The following is a 16,181-nucleotide window of genomic DNA, read 5'->3' as shown; positions in this document are numbered from 1 at the left end:
CGCCGCGGTCCCGGATAAGCTCGGCTGGTGACCGAGACGAGCCTCCTGCAAGGACCCATTCACGCCGTGCACGTCGAGCTGGGCGCCACTTTCGCGCCGTTCGGCGGCTGGGAGATGCCGGTGTCCTACGCGGGCACGGTGACCGAGCACCAAGCGGTCCGCACGACGGCCGGGCTGTTCGACGTCAGCCACCTGGGCAAGGCGACGGTGCGCGGCCGAGGCGCCGCGGCGTTCGTGAACTCTGCCCTCACCAACGATCTCGGCCGCATCCGCCCGGGCAAGGCGCAGTACACGCTGTGCTGCGCGCAGGACGGCGGCGTGATCGACGACTTGATCGCCTATTACGTCGGCGACGACGAGATCTTCCTGGTACCGAACGCCGCCAACACCGCGGCGGTCGTCGCCGAACTGCGCGAGGCCGCGCCCGACGGCGTCACGGTGACCGACGAGCACCGCGACTACGCCGTGTTCGCGGTGCAGGGGCCGCGCTCCGGCGAGGTGCTCGGCGCGCTCGGCCTGCCCACCGATCTCGAGTACATGGCCTTTGCCGACGCGGACTGGGACGGCCGCCCCGTCCGGGTCTGCCGCACCGGCTACACCGGCGAACACGGCTACGAGTTACTGCCGCGCTGGGCCGACGCCGAACCGCTGTTCCGCGCCTTGGTGGAGCAAGTGCGCGCCGCCGAGGGGCAGGTGGCCGGGCTGGGCGCCCGCGACACCTTGCGCACCGAGATGGGCTATCCCCTGCACGGACACGAGCTCTCGCCGGACATCTCCCCGGTGCAGGCGCGCTGCGGTTGGGCGGTCGGCTGGCAGAAGTCGCAGTTCTGGGGCAAGGCCGCGCTGGAGCAGGAGAAGTCGGACGGTCCGCGCCGAATCCTGCTGGGCCTCAAGGCGCTCGACCGCGGTGTGCTCCGGCAAGGCCAAACCGTGCTGCGCGACGGCGAGCCGGTCGGTGCGACCACGTCCGGCACCTTCTCGCCCACGCTCAAGCTCGGCATCGCGCTGGCGCTGCTGGACACCGCGGCGGGCATCGAACCCGGCGTCGAGGTCGAGGTCGATGTGCGCGGCCGCCGTGTGCGCTGCGAAACCGTCCGTCCGCCGTTCGTCCGGACCAACACCAAGTGAGGGACGCGCCCACCAGCCGCCGAGGGTGACGCGGTGCGGTGCGGACCGTGGCGAAATGGCCGGAAGCGGGCCGGATAGGATCGTCGGCATGACCGCTGCCGCACAGTTCACCCGTGTTCCGCATCCCGCGCCGCTTCCGGCGCAGCGGCGGCAAGAGGTACTGGCGGAGCCGGGGTTCGGGCGCCACTTCACCGATCACATGGTCTCGATCGATTACGTCGGCGGCACGTGGACCAACGCGCGGGTGGAGCCGTACGGGCCGCTCGCGCTGGACCCCGCGACCATGGTCTTCCACTACGGCCAGGCCATCTTCGAGGGACTGAAGGCCTACCGGCAGAGCGACGGCAGCGTCTCCTGCTTCCGCATCGACGCCAACGCCGCGCGTTTCCGCCGGTCGGCTCGCCGGATGGCGATGGCCGAACTGCCCGACGAGCTGTTCGTCGAGTCGGTGCGGCAACTGCTGGAGGTGGACCGGGACTGGGTGCCCGCGGCGGGCGGCGAGGAATCGCTGTACCTGCGGCCGTTCATGTTCGCCACCGAGGCCGGGCTGGGCGTGAAGCCCGCCGCGGCGTACAAGTACCTGCTGCTCGGTTCCCCGGCGGGGGCGTACTTCCCGCGTGGTGTGAAGCCGGTGCGGGTCTGGCTGTCCACCGAATACGTGCGCGCCGCGCCGGGCGGCACCGGCGAGGCGAAGGTCGCGGGCAACTACGCGGCGTCGCTGCTCGCGCAGGCCGAGGCATCGGCCAAGGGGTGCGACCAAGTGGTGTGGCTGGACGCGTGTGAGCGCCGCTACGTCGAAGAGATGGGCACCAACAACCTGTTCTTCGTCTTCGGTTCCGGGTCCGAGGCGCGGCTGGTCACCCCGGAACTGTCCGGCTCGTTGCTGCCGGGCATCACCCGGGACTCACTGCTCACCCTCGCCGCCGACTCGGGCTTCCCGGTCGAGGAGCGCAAGATCTCGGTGGAGGAATGGCGTAAGGGCGCCGAAACCGGGGAGATCACCGAGGTTTTCGCGTGCGGCACCGCCGCGGTGATCACGCCGGTCGGCTGGGTCCGTTCCGAGGCGGGCGAATTCACCATCGGCGGCGGCGAGCCCGGCGCGGTCACCATGGCGCTGCGCGACACCCTCACCGGCATCCAGCGCGGCACCTTCGCCGACAAGCACGGGTGGATGCGGCCGATGTGACTCAGCCCGGCATCAGCATGTGCCACTGTTCCAGCGTCTGCGGACGCATGACGTAGTTCTTGTCCCGGACAGTGGACAGCGTGGCGTTGGGTTCCTGCGAATACCAGTGCCCCGGGTACACGACCGGGTCACCGGGAAGTCCGGCCAGGTAGCGCAGGCTGCGGAACATTTCGTCCGAGTCGCCGCCGGGGAAGTCGGTGCGGCCGCAGCCGTCGACGAACAACGTGTCGCCGGCGATCAGGCGGTTGTCGAACAAAAAGCATTGGCTGCCCGGGGTGTGACCGGGCGTGTGTAGTAACTCGATGTCGAAGGCTCCGACGGTGACCTTGTCGCCGTGCTCGTGGCCGGTCAGTTCGCTCTCCGCGATGCCGGTGACATTGGCCACCCAGGGCAGCTCTGTCGCGTTGACATGCACTGGGACGCTTGTCTTCTCGAGCAGTTCGCGCACTCCGCGCAGGGTGAAGCCGAGCATCGTGCCGCCCACGTGATCGGGGTGATGATGGGTGGCGAGCACCCCGCTGAGCCGCAAGCCGTCGCTCTCGGCGATGTCCACCAGATCACCCGCGGCGTAGGCCGGGTCGATCACCACGCACTCGCCCGTTTCCCGATCGCCGATGAGATACGCGAAGTTGCGCATCTGCGTCGCGATCGGATCGCCCACGGCGTAGTCGCGTCCCGACAACAGCTGGCGAAAATACAGGCGCTCAGAAGACATACCGCCCACCTTATTGCCCGACCCAGACGACCCGCGCGGCACGGCCGGAAAAATTCCAGTGACTCAGACTCTCGCTCCCGGTCCGCACCGGCCAAACACCCGAATCGGCGCCCGCGGCCGGTCAGCCGGGCTGGACGGTAAGCGACAGCACGGCCGCCGTGAGCGCCACCGTGGTCTCGACGGCGGCGCCGAGGACGTCACCGGAGAGCCCCTCGAAGCGGCGAGCGCAATGCCGGACCAGGATCACCGAGGCGGCCAGACCGAGCGCCACGGCGAGCGGGCCGAGCCACGGACGGCCCGGGACGGCGAGCACGGCGAGCGCGAGAGCGAGCACCGACCAGGTGGCCTCGGCAAGGGCGGACTGCGTGTCGGCGACCAGGATGCCGAAACCGGTGCCCGGCGCGGCGGGGATGCCCCGGCAAGCGAGGATCACGGCGATTCGGCCGGTCGTCACGGCGAGAGCGACGGCCAGCCACCTATCCGACTCGGCAAGGGCCGCGAACGAGAACGCTTGTATCCCGATGGTGAACGCGAGCCCCGCGACACCGAACGGTCCGGCTCCGCCGCTTTTCATGATCTGCCTGGCCCGCTCCGGCGGCCCGTAGCTGCCGAGGCCGTCCAAGGTGTCGGCGAGGCCGTCCAGGTGCATACCCCTGGTGATCAATGCCAGCGCGCCGACCACCACCAGCCCGGCCAGCGCGGCGCTCGCCCCGGCGCGGGTCAGAGCCCACAGCAGACCCGCGGCCCCCGCGCCGAGCAGCGCGCCGACCAGCGGTGCCAGCAGGATCGCGCGGCCCGCCGCCGCGCGATCCACGGCATCCGGGCCGCGCACCGGCAGCACCGTGAGCCAGGAAATCGCCAACCGAACGCCGTTCACACCGAACCTCGTGTGCCAGGCGGCATCGCGCGCGCTGTGCCGCTGACCTGATCGATTACCGGCTGCGGTCCAGCTGTCGGCCCGCGCGTCGCGGAGCCGGGAGTCGCCGGGAGCGGTTGCCTCCCGCTCGGCGTCGGCCGGTGGAGGAAGGGGTCGCAGGACCGGGAAGACTTCACTTGCGCAGGTCGAGCGCGCGATTCACCGGTTCGGCGTCGGCGGTGCTGACGCCCGCTTCGCCGAAGGTGGACATCTCCGCGAGCGTGGCCACCGCCGAGCGGAGGACGGGCAAGGCGGTCAGAGCTCCGGAGCCTTCGCCGAGGCGCATGGCCAGGTCGATCACGGGGTCCAGGCGCAGGTGTCGCAGCGCGAGGTCGTGCGCCGGTTCGGTCGAGCGGTGACCCGCCAGCCACCAGGCGCTCGCGCCCGCGGCGAGGTCTTCGGCGACCATCGCCGCGGCCGTGACGACGACGCCGTCGAGCAGGACGGGCGTGCGCCGGGTGGCGGCCTGGGCGAGGAACGCGGCCATCGCGGCGAAGTCGGCGCCCGCGGCCACCCGGAGCAGTTCGACCGGGTCCTTCACCACCGGGCGGGCGCGGCGCATCGCGTCGCGGATCGCGGCGACCTTGCGGATCCATCCCGCGTCGTCGACGCCGGTGCCGCGGCCCACGGCGGCGACCGGTTCGGTCTTGGTGAGGCTCGCGACGAGCACGGTGGCCGGAGTCGTGTTGCCGATGCCCATGTCGCCCGCGATCAGCAGGTCGGCGCCCGCGTCGATCTCCTCGTCGGCGATGGCGCGGCCCGCCTCGATCGCCGCCCGGATCTCGTCGTCGGTGAGCGCGTCCTCGCGATCGATCGCCCCGCTGGAACGGCGCACCTTGTGCTTGGACACCTGCGGGTCGGTGTCCGCGTCGACGGAGATGTCCGCGACCTGCACCGTCGCGCCCGCCACCGCCGCGAGCGCGTTCACCGCGGCGCCGCCGGCCAGGAAGTTCGCGACCATCTGCGCGGTCACTTCGCTCGGATACGCCGACACCCCGTGCCGGGCGACGCCGTGGTCCCCGGCGAAGATCACCACCCGCGCACGCTCGAACTGCTTCGGCGGGCACGTGCCCTGACAGGCCGCCACCCAGTTGCCGAGTTGCTCCAGACGGCCGAGTGCGCCGGCGGGTTTGGTCAGCTGCGCCTGGCGCTGCTCGGCCGCCGCACGAGATTGTGCGTCCGGAGGCGCTACCGGTCCGAATCCGTGCGTCACTATCGAGCCTTTCGGTCATGGCGGTTCGCCCGCTTCGCCGCCCAATCTTGCCATTGCCCCGTCGCACCGTGGGGCCGTGACCTGACCTCGCCGCACCGGTTCGCCGCGCCCGAGGCATCGCCGAGCCGTCCGGCTGTCGACGGAAGCCGCATCGCCTGCGGCAAGGCCGACTTGTGCCACGCGGCCCAGGAGATGTGTCGAGGCGACACCGCGGTCGACGTCGAGAATCCAGGCGCTCAGACGGATACGAGTGAAGGGCGTGGGATCCGCGATCGGCGACGCGGACCGCTCGGCGCGGTCGCGGGTATCGCTGGGTGGAAGACGTGGCTCGAGCGCTATTTGAGGCGGACCGGCAGACCGGCGATGACGAAGAAGGCCTCGTCACAGACTTGGGCCAGACGCTGGTTGAGGGTGCCGATCTCGTCGCGGAACAGGCGGCCGGAGCGCGTGGCCGGGATGACGCCCATGCCCACTTCCGGGGTGACGATCACGAGGTCGCCGATGTACGCGGCGACGGCGGCGACCAGCGCGTCGGTGTCGGGGGAGACCGTGCCGCGCGGGGCGTCCCACGCGTCGCGCGCATCGATGCGGGCGGTCAACCAGGTGCCGATGTCATCGATCAGGGTGAAGACGGACGGCGTCGGCGTCGGCTCGGTGAGGATTTCCGCCGGATCGGCGCTTTCGACGGTGGACCAGCCCGCCGGTCGCCGGCCGCGATGCCCGGCGATGCGTTCGGCGAAGTCGTGGTCGCCGGGGTCGGGCACGGCGGTGGCGAGATACCGCACCGGGCCGCCCGACCGGACCGCGAGGTCCTCCGCGAACGCCGACTTCCCGGACCGCGCGCCACCGAGAACGAGGGTGCTACGCGGCGCGGCGGACGGAGGAGGTTCGGACACGGGTGCACGCTATCAACCGAGCGTCAGGTCCCCGCACTGCTCCGAGGCGTGCCGGGTGTCGGCGGGCGAGCGATCAGACCGCTGCTTCCGGACTGCGGCCGAAGCGGCGACGATATTCGGTGGGGGCGATGCCGACGAGGCGCTGGAAATGGTGGCGCAGGAGGGCGCCGGAGCCGAAACCGCAGCGTGCGGCGATGTGTTCCAGCCCGAGGTCGGTTTCCTCGAGCAGTTGCTTGGCCAGCAGTACGCGCTGGTTGGTGAGCCATTTCACCGGGGTGGTCCCGGTTTCGGCGGCGAAGCGACGCGCGAAGGTGCGGGTGGACATGTTGGAGCGGGTGGCGAGGTCTTCCACCGTGTGCGGCAGGTCGAGGTGCTCGTTCATCCACTCCAGGGTGGGAATGAGACTGTCGGAGGTGCAGGCGGCGACGGGGCGTTCGATGAACTGGCGCTGCCCGCCGTCGCGCTGCGGCGGCACCACCATGCGCCGCGCGATCGCGTTGGCCACGCCGCTGCCGAGTTCGCGCCGCACCAGGTGCAGGCAGGCGTCGATGCCCGCGGCGGTGCCCGCGCTGGTGATCAGATCGCCCTCGTCGACGAACAGCACGTCCGGATCGACGGTCGCCGCCGGATACGCGGCGGCGAGTTGCTCCACATGACGCCAGTGCGTGGTGCATTTGCGGCCGTCGAGCAGCCCGGCCGCCCCGGCCAGGAAGGCTCCGGAACACACCGTGAGCACGGTTGCTCCAGCCGCCGCCGCGTCGCGCACGGCGGTGACGACCCGCGGGTCGAATCCTTGGTCCGCCGCGGCGGCGGGGATGGCCACCAGATCGGCCGTCGCGAGCTCCGCGAGGCCGTGTTCCGGTGTGATCGTGATCCCGGGGCTCGTCGAGCGCAGCGGGACGCCCGGCTCGGCCCCGCACACCCGGAAATCGAAGCCGGGCAGCCCGTCAGCCGTGCGGTCGAGACCGAAAACCTCACACACCACCCCGAATTCGAACATGGCCATGCGTTCGGACAGCACCACGGCGACCTTCGACAGCATGCCGCCAGTCTAGTGGCCGAATTTTTACGAACTATGTCAGCACCGCCACTTTCGGCAGTAAATGAATGAACGAAAAATTACTGCCATGGCTACTTTCCTCATCACCCTGGCGGTTCTCGTGGTTTTCGCCACAGTCATCGCGCGCGGCACGGCCAGCGCGGGCTCCTCGAACGTGATCGACCGCGACGCGGAGCGACTGCACTCGGAACTGACGGCGATGCTCGGCCGCAACACCCACCACCGCTGACCGCGAGACACCGGTCCGCGCTCATGGCGGACCCACGACCGGGCAGAGTCCGTGGAAACCGGCCGAGCGCACGGTGCGCACGCCGCATCCGAACACCCCGCTTGTGTCGAGCGTCCTTGCCTCCCGCCATGTGTGGCAGGCCCTCAGACGAAGGGCGAAGACCGCGTACCCAGGTTCGCAGACGCTGCCGACCGCAATCACGCCAGGTCAACCCCGATTTCGAGCGAAGCCGGACCGAGCATTGCCGTCTGCGGCCCGGCTCGCGTGTGCGCCGCCGCGTACCCGACGAAGGAGCAAGAGACAACTGGGCCCAGCCGACAGCAAGCCATAGCGGACCCGTGTACCTCTTGGTAGCGAGTTGCGGTACCGACGCGCCCAGCGCACCACAACCACGTCTTCCGAGCGAAGCGAGACCGAGCATCCGCCGTTCGCGGCCCGGCTCGCGTTTGCGCGGCCGCCGCGTACGCGACGAAGGAGCAAGCGGCGGCCGCGCAAACGCGAGCCACAAAGGGGCCGCGAACACGCCGCGCCGAAGGCGCGGCAAAACTACACAGCGTCGCCCGGGCTGACGCGCGGCTTCGGGGCGCGCATCTTGCGGATCTGGGAGGCGCGGACGAAGGCGTACCAGCCCAGCCGGTAGCCGATGTCGGTGGTTTCCGGGAAACGCTCCCTGACGCGGTTGTTGACGACGCGGCCGAGCAGGAAGCCCTCGACGGCCATGAACAGCATCATCACCAGCATGGCCAGGGTGACGATGGTCTGCAGCGCGGGCGCGACGAACATCGACAGGATGAGCACCAGCGCCATCGGCATGAAGAGGCCGACCAGGTTGCGCCGGGCGTCGACGATGTCACGGACGAACGCCCGGACCGGACCTTGGTCGCGCTGCGGCAGGTATTTGTCCTCGCCGGCCAGCATGCGCTCGCGGCGATCGGCGGCGGCCTCGCGTCGTCGAGCGGCCGCGGCCTTGCGCTCCTCTCTGGTGCCCCGCGCGGCCTTGCGCCGGGCGCGGGCCTCTTTCGCGGTGAGCGGAGCGGGTGCTACCGGGCCGCGGCGCTTGCCTTGGGCGTCACGGCGTTTCGGGGTGGGACGGCCCTTGCCCGCGGTGGCCGTGGCCGCCGCGCGGGTGGTGCCCGCGGCCGAGTCGCCGTTCGTGACCACCGTCGATTCGGCGGTCGCGTCGGTGGTGCTGGACTCGCCGCGACGGAACAATTTCACACCGACCAGGCTATTCGATGGGTAGCGTGGCGAGAAATGCGGTCCGATTCGCCGGGAGTGTGCGGGGTCACGGAGGTTGCGTGTCCCCGCGGATCGGCTGGTGGCAAGATGGAGGAATAGCAGCCTGCCGAGTGGTGTTGACCGACACGACCCGTGCGCTGTTCACGGGTTGACCACAGGTTCCTCGAGGAGAGTTCATGACTGTGCAGAACGAGACCGCCACCCACGGTGTGACTCTGACCGACGCCGCCGCCGCGAAGGCGAAGGCACTGCTGGACCAGGAAGGTCGCGACGACCTGGCGCTGCGGATCGCGGTGCAGCCGGGTGGTTGTGCGGGCCTGCGCTACCAGCTGTTCTTCGACGACCGCTCGCTCGACGGCGACCTGACCGTCGACTTCGGTGGCGTCACGCTGGCCGTCGACCGGATGAGCGCGCCGTACGTGCAGGGCGCCTCGATCGACTTCGTCGACACCATCGAGAAGCAGGGTTTCACCATCGACAACCCGAACGCCACCGGCTCCTGCGCCTGCGGCGACTCCTTCAACTGAGGTAGTACCCTCCCGGCGCGATCACGGCGATCGGCCGGGATGAGATCGGAACGACTGATCTTGTCGGGACATGGGTAACTCGTCGGGAACGACCAGGACCCGAGCGGCGCGCACGCAAGACCTGAACGCAAATCCGGTGTCGCTCAACTAGTACGGCCTGAAGACCCGGAGAGGCGGCATCAGCTACGGTGAGATCGGGACTCGCGTCCCGGTCTGCACCGCCTGCCGCCTACCGTTGAAGGGGCTCAGCCACGTGTCCATCGCCGTTTCCGCGTCCATTGCGACCGATCACCTCATGCGTTTCCCCGGACGGTTCGCCGACGTACTGCTGGCCGATCAGCTCGACCATGTGTCGCTGAGCTTTCTCGTCGACGATCTGCAGATCCGTCGCGGCGGCGTCGGCGGCAACATCGCCTACGCCATGGGCCTGCTCAATCGCACGCCCCTGCTCGTCGGCGCCGTCGGCGCGGACTTCGGCGAGTACCGCGCCTGGTTGGAGAAGCACGGGGTGGACTGCTCCACCGTGCTGGTATCCGACCGCGCGCACACCGCGCGTTTCGTCTGCACCACCGACGACGACATGGCCCAGATCGCGTCGTTCTACCCGGGCGCGATGAGCGAGGCCCGCGACATCTCCATCGCCGAGCTGGCCGAGAGCAGGCAACTCGACCTCGTGCTGGTCGGCGCCAACGATCCGGAGGCGATGCTGCGGCACACCGCCGAATGCCGTGAGCTCGGCATTCCGTTCGCCGCCGACCCCTCCCAGCAGCTGGCCCGTCTCGACGGCGATCAGTCGGTGCAGCTCATCGATGGCGCCGCGTATCTGTTCACGAACAAGTACGAGTGGGCGCTGCTGTTGCAGAAGACCGGTCTGAGCGAGGAAGAGGTCGCGCAGAAGGTCGGCATCCGGGTCACCACGCTGGGCGCGGAGGGCGTGCGGATCGTGGACCGTGACGGCGCCGAGGTGACCGTCGGCGTCGTGCCCGAGGCGGAGAAGGTCGAGCCGACCGGCGTCGGGGACGCCTTCCGCGCCGGCTTCCTCACCGCGCACACCGCCGGGCTGAGCCTGGAGCGTTCCGCGCAGCTGGGCTCGCTGATCGCCGTGCTCGTGCTGGAGACCATGGGCACCCAGGAGTGGACGCTGAACAAGGAGTCCGCGCTGGAGCGCCTCACCCAGGCCTATGGCCCCGAGGCCGCGGCGGACATCAAGACTTTGCTCTGATCCTGAAGACGAAAGGCGCGCACCCGACCGGGTGCGCGCCTTTCGTGCATCTCAGAGCGAGACCGGGTAGACCGGCTCCTGGATCTCCGGCTTGATCCGGTCCTCGACGAAGATTCCGTGCCACACCATGAACACCAGCAACGTCCACAGCCTGCGGCTGTGATCGGCGGTCCCGGCGCGGTGCGCGACCAGCATCTCGCTGATCGCGGCCTTGTTCAGCAGGTGGTCGGTCTGCGACTCGGCGATCTGCTGCTGTGCCCAGTCGTAGAGTTCGGTGCCGCGCAGCCAGTGCCGCAGCGGGACCGGGAAGCCGAGCTTGGCGCGGTGCAGCACGTGCGGCGGCACGATGCCCTCCAGCGCCTGACGCAGCGCGTACTTGGTGGTCTCCTTGGTGATCTTCTGGTCGAACGGGAGCCCCTCGGCCGCCTTCAGCACCTCGGCGTCCAGGAACGGCACGCGCAGTTCCAGCGAGTTTGCCATGGTCATCTTGTCGGCCTTGACCAGGATGTCGCCGCGCAGCCAGGTGAACAGGTCCAGGTGCTGCATCCGGGCCACCGGGTCCCAGCCGCGCGACTGCGCGTACAGCGGCGCGGTCACGTCTTGGTGGGTCCACTCCGGCCGGAACTCGCGCAGCACGGCGCGCAGCTGGGCGTCGTTGAAGCTGCGCGCGTTGCCGTAGTAGCGCTCCTCGAGGGTGAGCGAGCCGCGGTGCAGCAGGCTCTTGCCCCTGGTGCCGTCCGGGATCCGGTCCGACAGCTTGCCCGCCAGCTTGCGCAAGCCACGGGGTAGCTTCTCGAACGGTTTCAGCGACAGCGGCTCGCGGTAGATGGTGTATCCGCCGAACAGCTCGTCGGCGCCCTCGCCCGAGAGCACCACCTTGACGTGCTTGCGCGCCTCCTTGGCCACGAAGTACAGCGGGACCAGGGCCGGATCGGCCACCGGGTCGTCGAGGTACCAGACGATCTCCGGGATCGCCTCGGCGAACTCGGCGGGAGAGACGACCTTCACCACATGGCGCGCGCCGATCGCCTCGGCGCTCTCGGCGGCCACGTCCACCTCCGAGTAGCCCTCGCGCTCGAACCCGGTGGTGAACGTGATCAGCTTCGGGTTGTGCCGCATGGCCAGCGCGGCGACCGCGGTGGAGTCGATGCCGCCGGACAGGAACGAGCCGACCGTCACGTCCGCGCGCATGTGCTTGGCGACGGAGTCCTCGAGCGCCGCGGCGATCTCCCGGTAGCGCGCGTTCGCCGATCCGGGGGTGAACGCGCGCACCGGGAACTTCGGAGTGAAGTACCGGGTGACGGCTGGGGCCGCCCCGGGCCGCACGGTGGCGTAGCTGCCCGATTCCAGCCTGCGCACGTCCTTGTGCAGCGTCTCCGGTTCCGGCACGTATTGCAGCACCGTGTAGTGCTCCAGCGCCCGCGGATCGAGCGCGTCGCTCAGCTCCAGCGCGGGCAGCAGTTCCAGCAGGCTCTTCTTCTCGCTGCCGAACGCGGTGCCGCCGGGCCCGGTGGCCAGGAACAGCGGCTTGATGCCGAACGGGTCGCGGGCGAGGAACAGCTCCTGGGTCTCGGTGTCCCAGATCGCGAAGGCGAACATGCCGCGCAGCCGCCGCACCGCCTCCGGACCCCAGTAGTGGAACGCCGCGACGATGGCCTCGCTGTCGCCTTCGGTCCGGAAGATCTTGCCGTCCGGGAACTCGGCGGCGTGTGCCTCGGCGAGCTCCGCGCGCAGCTCCAGGTAGTTGTAGATCTCGCCGTTGAAGGTGAGCGCGTAGCGCTCGGGCTGCCCCGGCGGGCCCCAGCGCAGCGGCTGGTGCGAGTGCTCGATGTCGATGATCGACAGGCGGTTGAAGCCGAAGATCACATGGTCGTCGTGCCAGGTGCCGCGCTCGTCCGGGCCGCGGTGACGCACGCAGTGCAAGGCCTCGTAGACCTGCTCCACCGTGCCAGGTGCCGCCTCGTCAGATGCCAGGAATCCGAGCAGTCCACACACGGCGTCGGCAACCTCATTTCTCGCAGTCGGGATACGCGCGCACCGGATGGGGCGCAGGGGGACGAAATCTAGTGTCCGAGTATGCCGCACCACCGGCGTCCGCGCGTCGTGCGCATCACGTCCCGGCCGGAATCGCTGGTGACGGTGATCCCCGCGGGCTCGGCGAGGTGTCGAACCCGACCCGACGACGAACGGGGGGTGCGTTTGGTCTACGCTGCGTAGTACTCAGGTCTCTCTCAGGCGACCGGCGCGTCACGCGCTGGTCGAGAGGGTGTCCTGAAACGAGCTTAGGACGTATCGCCGGGGTAGATCGCAGCCCCGACGATGCACTGTCGGAATGTGTGGCGACCAGGAAGGCGTGAGCGTGGCGCACAAGGCGAGCGAAGAGATCGGGGCACGACCCGCCCGGGGTGGGCGGGGCCGCATCCTTCGGCGGGCCGGGCTGGCGGTGTCCTTGGGGATCACCGCGCTGCTCGTCTCGGGCTGCTCGATCGACAATGTTTGGCTGCGGTTCGGCTGGCCGTCGGGCATCACGCCGCAGGCCACTCGGATGCGGGAACTGTGGACCTGGTCGGTCGTCGCCGCGCTGGCGATGGGTGTGCTGGTCTGGGGCCTGACCTTCTGGACCGTCGCGTTCCACCGCAAGAAGGCCGACTCCCCGGAGTTCCCGCGCCAGACCGGCTACAACGTGCCGCTGGAGCTGACCTACACGGCGATCCCGTTCGTCATCATCGCCGTGCTGTTCTACTTCACCGTGGTCGTGCAGAACTACGTGCACGAGAAGGTGGACAACCCCGACGTCACCGTCGACGTGACCGCCTTCCAGTGGAACTGGAAGTTCGGCTACCGCAACGTGGACTTCAAGGACGGGTACAAGTTCGACGGCATCGACGCCTCGCGTGAGGCGCTGAGCCAGGAGCAGCTCGAGGGGTACGAGGAGCGGACCAAGGACGGTCACCCGCAGCCGGGCCCCGTGCACGGCAAGCCGGAGAACGACATCCTGTCCTACCTGCACTACGACAAGGTCGAGACGATCGGCTCGAGCAACGAGATCCCGGTCCTGGTGCTGCCGACCGGCAAGGTCATCGAGTTCCAGCTCGCCGCCGCCGACGTGATCCACGCCTTCTGGGTGCCGGAGTTCCTGTTCAAGCGCGACGTGATGCCGAACCCGAAGGAAAACCACTCCGACAACGTCTTCCAGATCACCAAGATCGAGAAGGAAGGCGCGTTCGTCGGCCGCTGCGCCGAGATGTGCGGCACCTTCCACTCGATGATGAACTTCGAGGTCCGCGCGGTCACGCCGGAGAAGTTCACCAAGTACCTGGACGCGCGCCAGGCGGGCAAGACCAACGCCGAGGCGCTGGAGTCCATCGGTGAGTCCCCCGTGGCCACGTCCACCACGCCGTTCAACACCAGGCGCGACGTCAAGAGCGCGGCCTCGGCCGAGAGCAAGTGAGGATTTGATCTGACATGAAGATCGAAGCGCGGATTTTCGAACTGCTCACGGTGTTCTTCATCATCGTGGCGGTGGTCTACGGCTTCTTCACCGGCCAGTCGCGCACCGGCGTCGAATGGGCGGGCACCACGGCCACGGTGCTGACCGCCGGCCTGTCGCTGATCATCGGCACCTACTTCCGGTTCGTCGCTCGTCGTCTCGACCTGCGCCCGGAGGACTACGAGGACGCCGAGATCGTGGACGGCGCCGGCGACCTGGGCTTCTTCTCGCCCGGCAGCTTCTGGCCGATCACCCTGGCCGCCGCCGGTTCGGTGACCGCCCTGGGCCTGGCGTTCTTCCAGTTCTGGTTGATCGGCATCGGCGTCGTCTGCATCCTCGCCGCGGCCGCCGGTCTGGTGTTCGAGTACTACCTCGGGCCGGAAAAGCACTGAGCCGAAGACTGCCGAAACGGCCCCATCGGAGATCCGGTGGGGCCGTTTCGCGTGTGTGGTGGCCGACCCGGTGGGGAGTGAGGCCGCGCCTGATATGAAGGTGCGGGTGGGACGTAAGAAGTTGCTGGAGCCGACTCTGCCGGCCTTACCGCACGGGCCGCACGGTCTCGCTCGCGACCTCGTGACGGGGTCGCAGCGTGAGCGGCTGCTGTTCGGCGTGACGGTTGTCGTCGCCGACCGCGGCTATCTCGACGCGACGGTCGCGGACATCGCCGCGTCGGCCAAGGTTTCGCGTCGTACGTTCTACCAGCACTTTCCGGACAAGGAAGCGTGCTTCCTCGCGGCGGCCGACGCCGGCCGCGATCTGATGATCGACCATCTCCGGCAGGTCATGCGGCAGATCAGGTCGGAATCGGTGGAGCCACGGGAAGCGCTCCGCCGCGGCATTCGCGAGTACCTCACCTTGCTGCGTGACGAGCCGTCGTTCGCCCGTGCGTTCTATCTGGAGACCGCCGTGGCCGGGCCGCGCGCGCTCGAGTCGTTCGAACGATGCCAGCGCTGGTTCGCCGGGTTCCTCCGTTCGTGGCGTGCGGAGGCGGGCCCCGAGGATCCCGCCGTCCCCGACTACGCGTACCTGGCGGTGACCGACGCGACCAACGAGGCCGTCCGCCGCACCCTCCGTGCCGGAGGCGACTTGCTCGACCTCGAGGACGCCGTCGTGCACATCCACCTCGCGTTGCTCGGGCCGACAGCGCCCGCCGGCTAGGACACCACCCGGTCGCCGGCCCCGGTGAGGTTGCAGGAAGCATCGTCGCTGGTATTTCCGCCTTCCGACACGATCGTCGCGAAGACCTCGACGCAGTTGACCACCGCGGCGCCGGACCTGTTGCCCAGCACCGTGGAGTCGCGCAAGACGACTCGGCCCACCGGGAACTCGACCAGATCGGTCACCTGGCGCGGCAGGGTGTCGAGGTAGGCAGGCGCCACGTTGATGCCGCTGCCGCCGTCCGAGGCGGTGTTCCCGGTGATCGTGACGCGGTCGAAGGTCACCACGCCCCGGCCCCGGACATCGACGCCGCCGCCGCGTCCGGCGAAACCGCCTGGGCGGTACCAGACTCCGGGATCGACCACGCGGTTGTCGGAGATCGTGGAGTCGGTGAAGGTGCAGGTGTCGTCGCATCGCACACCGCCCGCCTCGCCGGAGGAGTTGCCCGTGACCACCGTATTCCGCGTGTGCAGGTCCGAGCCCGGCACGTTGAAGATGCCGCCGCCGTACCCGGCGCTGTTGTCCTGGACCACGACGTCGTCGAGTACGAGTGACGACGAATTCGCTATGCCGCCTCCGCCGGTGTCGTAGAAGGGGATCTCGTGCTGGGCGGTGCGTCCGCCGGTCACCGTCAATCCCGTCAACGCCGCGGGCGCGGCGATACTGAGCACCCGGTCGATTCCGTTGGCGTCCAGTATGGTTCGCTCGCGGCCTGCGCCGCGCACCGTCGTCGGCGCCGTGAGGTTCAGGTCTCCCGTGGTGGCGTCCGGGTTGCGGCCCTGCACTTTCCGCTGGTCGGGCCCGATCGTCAGGACATATCGCCCGGCGGGGACCACGATCGTGCTCCCGGGATGGGCGTTGGCCGTCTGCACCGCGGCACGCAGTGTGCAGGCGCCGGAAGGCGTGCGGCAATGCCCGTTTCGGGGCTCGGCGGCCGCCTCGTCGGCTGTGCTGTCCACCGTGATCACACTCGGTGGATCTCCCTCTTGCGCGGTGTCGGCATAGGCCGCTCCGGGAAATCCGGCCGCGGTTCCCGCGACCAGGGCTGTGACAGCGAATGCGCCGACCGCCGCGGATGTGCTCGTCCTCATGAAGTCTGATCCGATCACGAACAATGGAGTGGGGTACGCTCGCGTATAAGTAGGGAACGCGAGTGTTTACCACTATGTCGGAAACGGCGCTGCGCCGGTGGCGTTTCCGGA

At 69.3% G+C, this 16,181-nt stretch carries 16 protein-coding genes; 8 read left to right on the top strand and 8 right to left on the bottom strand.

Features of this window, described 5'->3' with window-relative positions; all coding sequences use genetic code 11:
• Positions 1–27 precede the first annotated feature (27 nt).
• Both gcvT and QMG86_RS22395 read left to right on the top strand, forming a co-directional pair.
• Positions 28–1,128 (top strand): glycine cleavage system aminomethyltransferase GcvT, encoded by a 1,101-nt coding sequence (gene gcvT, locus QMG86_RS22400; protein WP_281874638.1) that lies wholly within the window; start codon positions 28–30, stop codon positions 1,126–1,128.
• Between the two features lie 88 nt (positions 1,129–1,216).
• Positions 1,217–2,314 carry a branched-chain amino acid aminotransferase gene (locus QMG86_RS22395; protein ID WP_281874636.1) on the top strand — a complete coding sequence of 366 codons (1,098 nt, stop codon included), beginning with the start codon at positions 1,217–1,219 and terminating at the stop codon, positions 2,312–2,314.
• 1 nt (position 2,315) lies between these two features.
• Here QMG86_RS22395 and QMG86_RS22390 read toward each other — a convergent pair whose 3' ends face one another.
• The 5 genes from QMG86_RS22390 to QMG86_RS22370 all read right to left on the bottom strand — a co-directional run bounded on the left by QMG86_RS22390 (position 2,316) and on the right by QMG86_RS22370 (position 7,096).
• Complete coding sequence (locus QMG86_RS22390) at positions 2,316–3,029, bottom strand: MBL fold metallo-hydrolase (protein WP_281874634.1); 714 nt, start codon at positions 3,027–3,029, stop codon at positions 2,316–2,318.
• 121 nt (positions 3,030–3,150) lie between these two features.
• Positions 3,151–3,906: an adenosylcobinamide-GDP ribazoletransferase gene (locus tag QMG86_RS22385; RefSeq protein WP_281874633.1), complete on the bottom strand. Its 756-nt coding sequence runs from the start codon at positions 3,904–3,906 to the stop codon at positions 3,151–3,153.
• A 172-nt stretch (positions 3,907–4,078) separates the two neighbouring features.
• Positions 4,079–5,158, bottom strand: coding sequence for a nicotinate-nucleotide--dimethylbenzimidazole phosphoribosyltransferase (gene cobT, locus QMG86_RS22380; RefSeq protein WP_281874632.1), 1,080 nt, complete (start codon positions 5,156–5,158; stop codon positions 4,079–4,081).
• Between the two features lie 335 nt (positions 5,159–5,493).
• Positions 5,494–6,054, bottom strand: coding sequence for a bifunctional adenosylcobinamide kinase/adenosylcobinamide-phosphate guanylyltransferase (locus QMG86_RS22375; protein WP_281874631.1), 561 nt, complete (start codon positions 6,052–6,054; stop codon positions 5,494–5,496).
• A gap of 73 nt (positions 6,055–6,127) precedes the next feature.
• On the bottom strand, positions 6,128–7,096 hold the full coding sequence (locus QMG86_RS22370; protein ID WP_281874629.1) for a helix-turn-helix domain-containing protein: 969 nt from the start codon (positions 7,094–7,096) through the stop codon (positions 6,128–6,130).
• 85 nt (positions 7,097–7,181) lie between these two features.
• Here QMG86_RS22370 and QMG86_RS22365 point away from each other — a divergent pair, with 85 nt between their 5' ends.
• A complete protein-coding gene (locus tag QMG86_RS22365; RefSeq protein WP_281874628.1) occupies positions 7,182–7,343 on the top strand; it encodes a hypothetical protein in 162 nt (53 codons plus the stop codon).
• 546 nt (positions 7,344–7,889) lie between these two features.
• Here the strand turns inward: QMG86_RS22365 and QMG86_RS22360 are convergent.
• Positions 7,890–8,561, bottom strand: coding sequence for a DUF3043 domain-containing protein (locus QMG86_RS22360; RefSeq protein WP_434085508.1), 672 nt, complete (start codon positions 8,559–8,561; stop codon positions 7,890–7,892).
• A gap of 197 nt (positions 8,562–8,758) precedes the next feature.
• Here QMG86_RS22360 and QMG86_RS22355 point away from each other — a divergent pair, with 197 nt between their 5' ends.
• A complete protein-coding gene (locus QMG86_RS22355) occupies positions 8,759–9,109 on the top strand; it encodes a HesB/IscA family protein (protein ID WP_039797033.1) in 351 nt (116 codons plus the stop codon).
• Between the two features lie 253 nt (positions 9,110–9,362).
• Entirely contained in the window at positions 9,363–10,331 is a 969-nt protein-coding gene (locus QMG86_RS22350; protein ID WP_281874627.1) for a carbohydrate kinase family protein, read from the top strand.
• Positions 10,332–10,382: 51 nt separating this feature from the next.
• Here QMG86_RS22350 and asnB read toward each other — a convergent pair whose 3' ends face one another.
• Positions 10,383–12,326 carry an asparagine synthase (glutamine-hydrolyzing) gene (gene asnB, locus QMG86_RS22345; protein WP_281874626.1) on the bottom strand — a complete coding sequence of 648 codons (1,944 nt, stop codon included), beginning with the start codon at positions 12,324–12,326 and terminating at the stop codon, positions 10,383–10,385.
• Between the two features lie 364 nt (positions 12,327–12,690).
• Between asnB and ctaC the strand changes: the two genes are divergently transcribed.
• The 3 genes from ctaC to QMG86_RS22330 all read left to right on the top strand — a co-directional run bounded on the left by ctaC (position 12,691) and on the right by QMG86_RS22330 (position 14,979).
• Positions 12,691–13,782 (top strand): aa3-type cytochrome oxidase subunit II, encoded by a 1,092-nt coding sequence (gene ctaC / locus QMG86_RS22340; protein WP_281874625.1) that lies wholly within the window; start codon positions 12,691–12,693, stop codon positions 13,780–13,782.
• Between the two features lie 14 nt (positions 13,783–13,796).
• Positions 13,797–14,213: a cytochrome c oxidase subunit 4 gene (locus tag QMG86_RS22335; protein ID WP_063020277.1), complete on the top strand. Its 417-nt coding sequence runs from the start codon at positions 13,797–13,799 to the stop codon at positions 14,211–14,213.
• Between the two features lie 106 nt (positions 14,214–14,319).
• Positions 14,320–14,979, top strand: a complete 660-nt coding sequence (locus tag QMG86_RS22330) for a TetR/AcrR family transcriptional regulator (protein WP_281874624.1) — start codon at positions 14,320–14,322, stop codon at positions 14,977–14,979.
• On the opposite strand, the gene QMG86_RS22325 is transcribed toward QMG86_RS22330, so the two are convergent.
• Positions 14,976–16,070, bottom strand: coding sequence for a CSLREA domain-containing protein (locus QMG86_RS22325; protein WP_281874623.1), 1,095 nt, complete (start codon positions 16,068–16,070; stop codon positions 14,976–14,978). The two genes, QMG86_RS22330 and QMG86_RS22325, sit on opposite strands and share 4 nt — an antisense overlap.
• Positions 16,071–16,181 lie beyond the last annotated feature (111 nt).

The organism is Nocardia sputorum, assembly GCF_027924405.1.
In the GTDB taxonomy this organism is placed as follows: domain Bacteria; phylum Actinomycetota; class Actinomycetes; order Mycobacteriales; family Mycobacteriaceae; genus Nocardia; species Nocardia sputorum.
The sequence above is the reverse complement of the archived record's forward strand: the minus strand, read 5'-3'. Positions and strand labels throughout refer to the sequence as shown.

What these genes read in the sequence shown, in the direction of transcription:
- QMG86_RS22365 (WP_281874628.1), top strand. Translation starts at nt 7,182, where the DNA reads ATGGCTACTTTCCTCATCACCCTGGCGGTTCTCGTGGTTTTCGCCACA.
- QMG86_RS22370 (WP_281874629.1), bottom strand. Translation starts at nt 7,096, where the DNA reads ATGCTGTCGAAGGTCGCCGTGGTGCTGTCCGAACGCATGGCCATGTTC.
- QMG86_RS22395 (WP_281874636.1), top strand. Translation starts at nt 1,217, where the DNA reads ATGACCGCTGCCGCACAGTTCACCCGTGTTCCGCATCCCGCGCCGCTT.
- QMG86_RS22335 (WP_063020277.1), top strand. Translation starts at nt 13,797, where the DNA reads ATGAAGATCGAAGCGCGGATTTTCGAACTGCTCACGGTGTTCTTCATC.
- QMG86_RS22325 (WP_281874623.1), bottom strand. Translation starts at nt 16,070, where the DNA reads ATGAGGACGAGCACATCCGCGGCGGTCGGCGCATTCGCTGTCACAGCC.
- QMG86_RS22390 (WP_281874634.1), bottom strand. Translation starts at nt 3,029, where the DNA reads ATGTCTTCTGAGCGCCTGTATTTTCGCCAGCTGTTGTCGGGACGCGAC.
- QMG86_RS22355 (WP_039797033.1), top strand. Translation starts at nt 8,759, where the DNA reads ATGACTGTGCAGAACGAGACCGCCACCCACGGTGTGACTCTGACCGAC.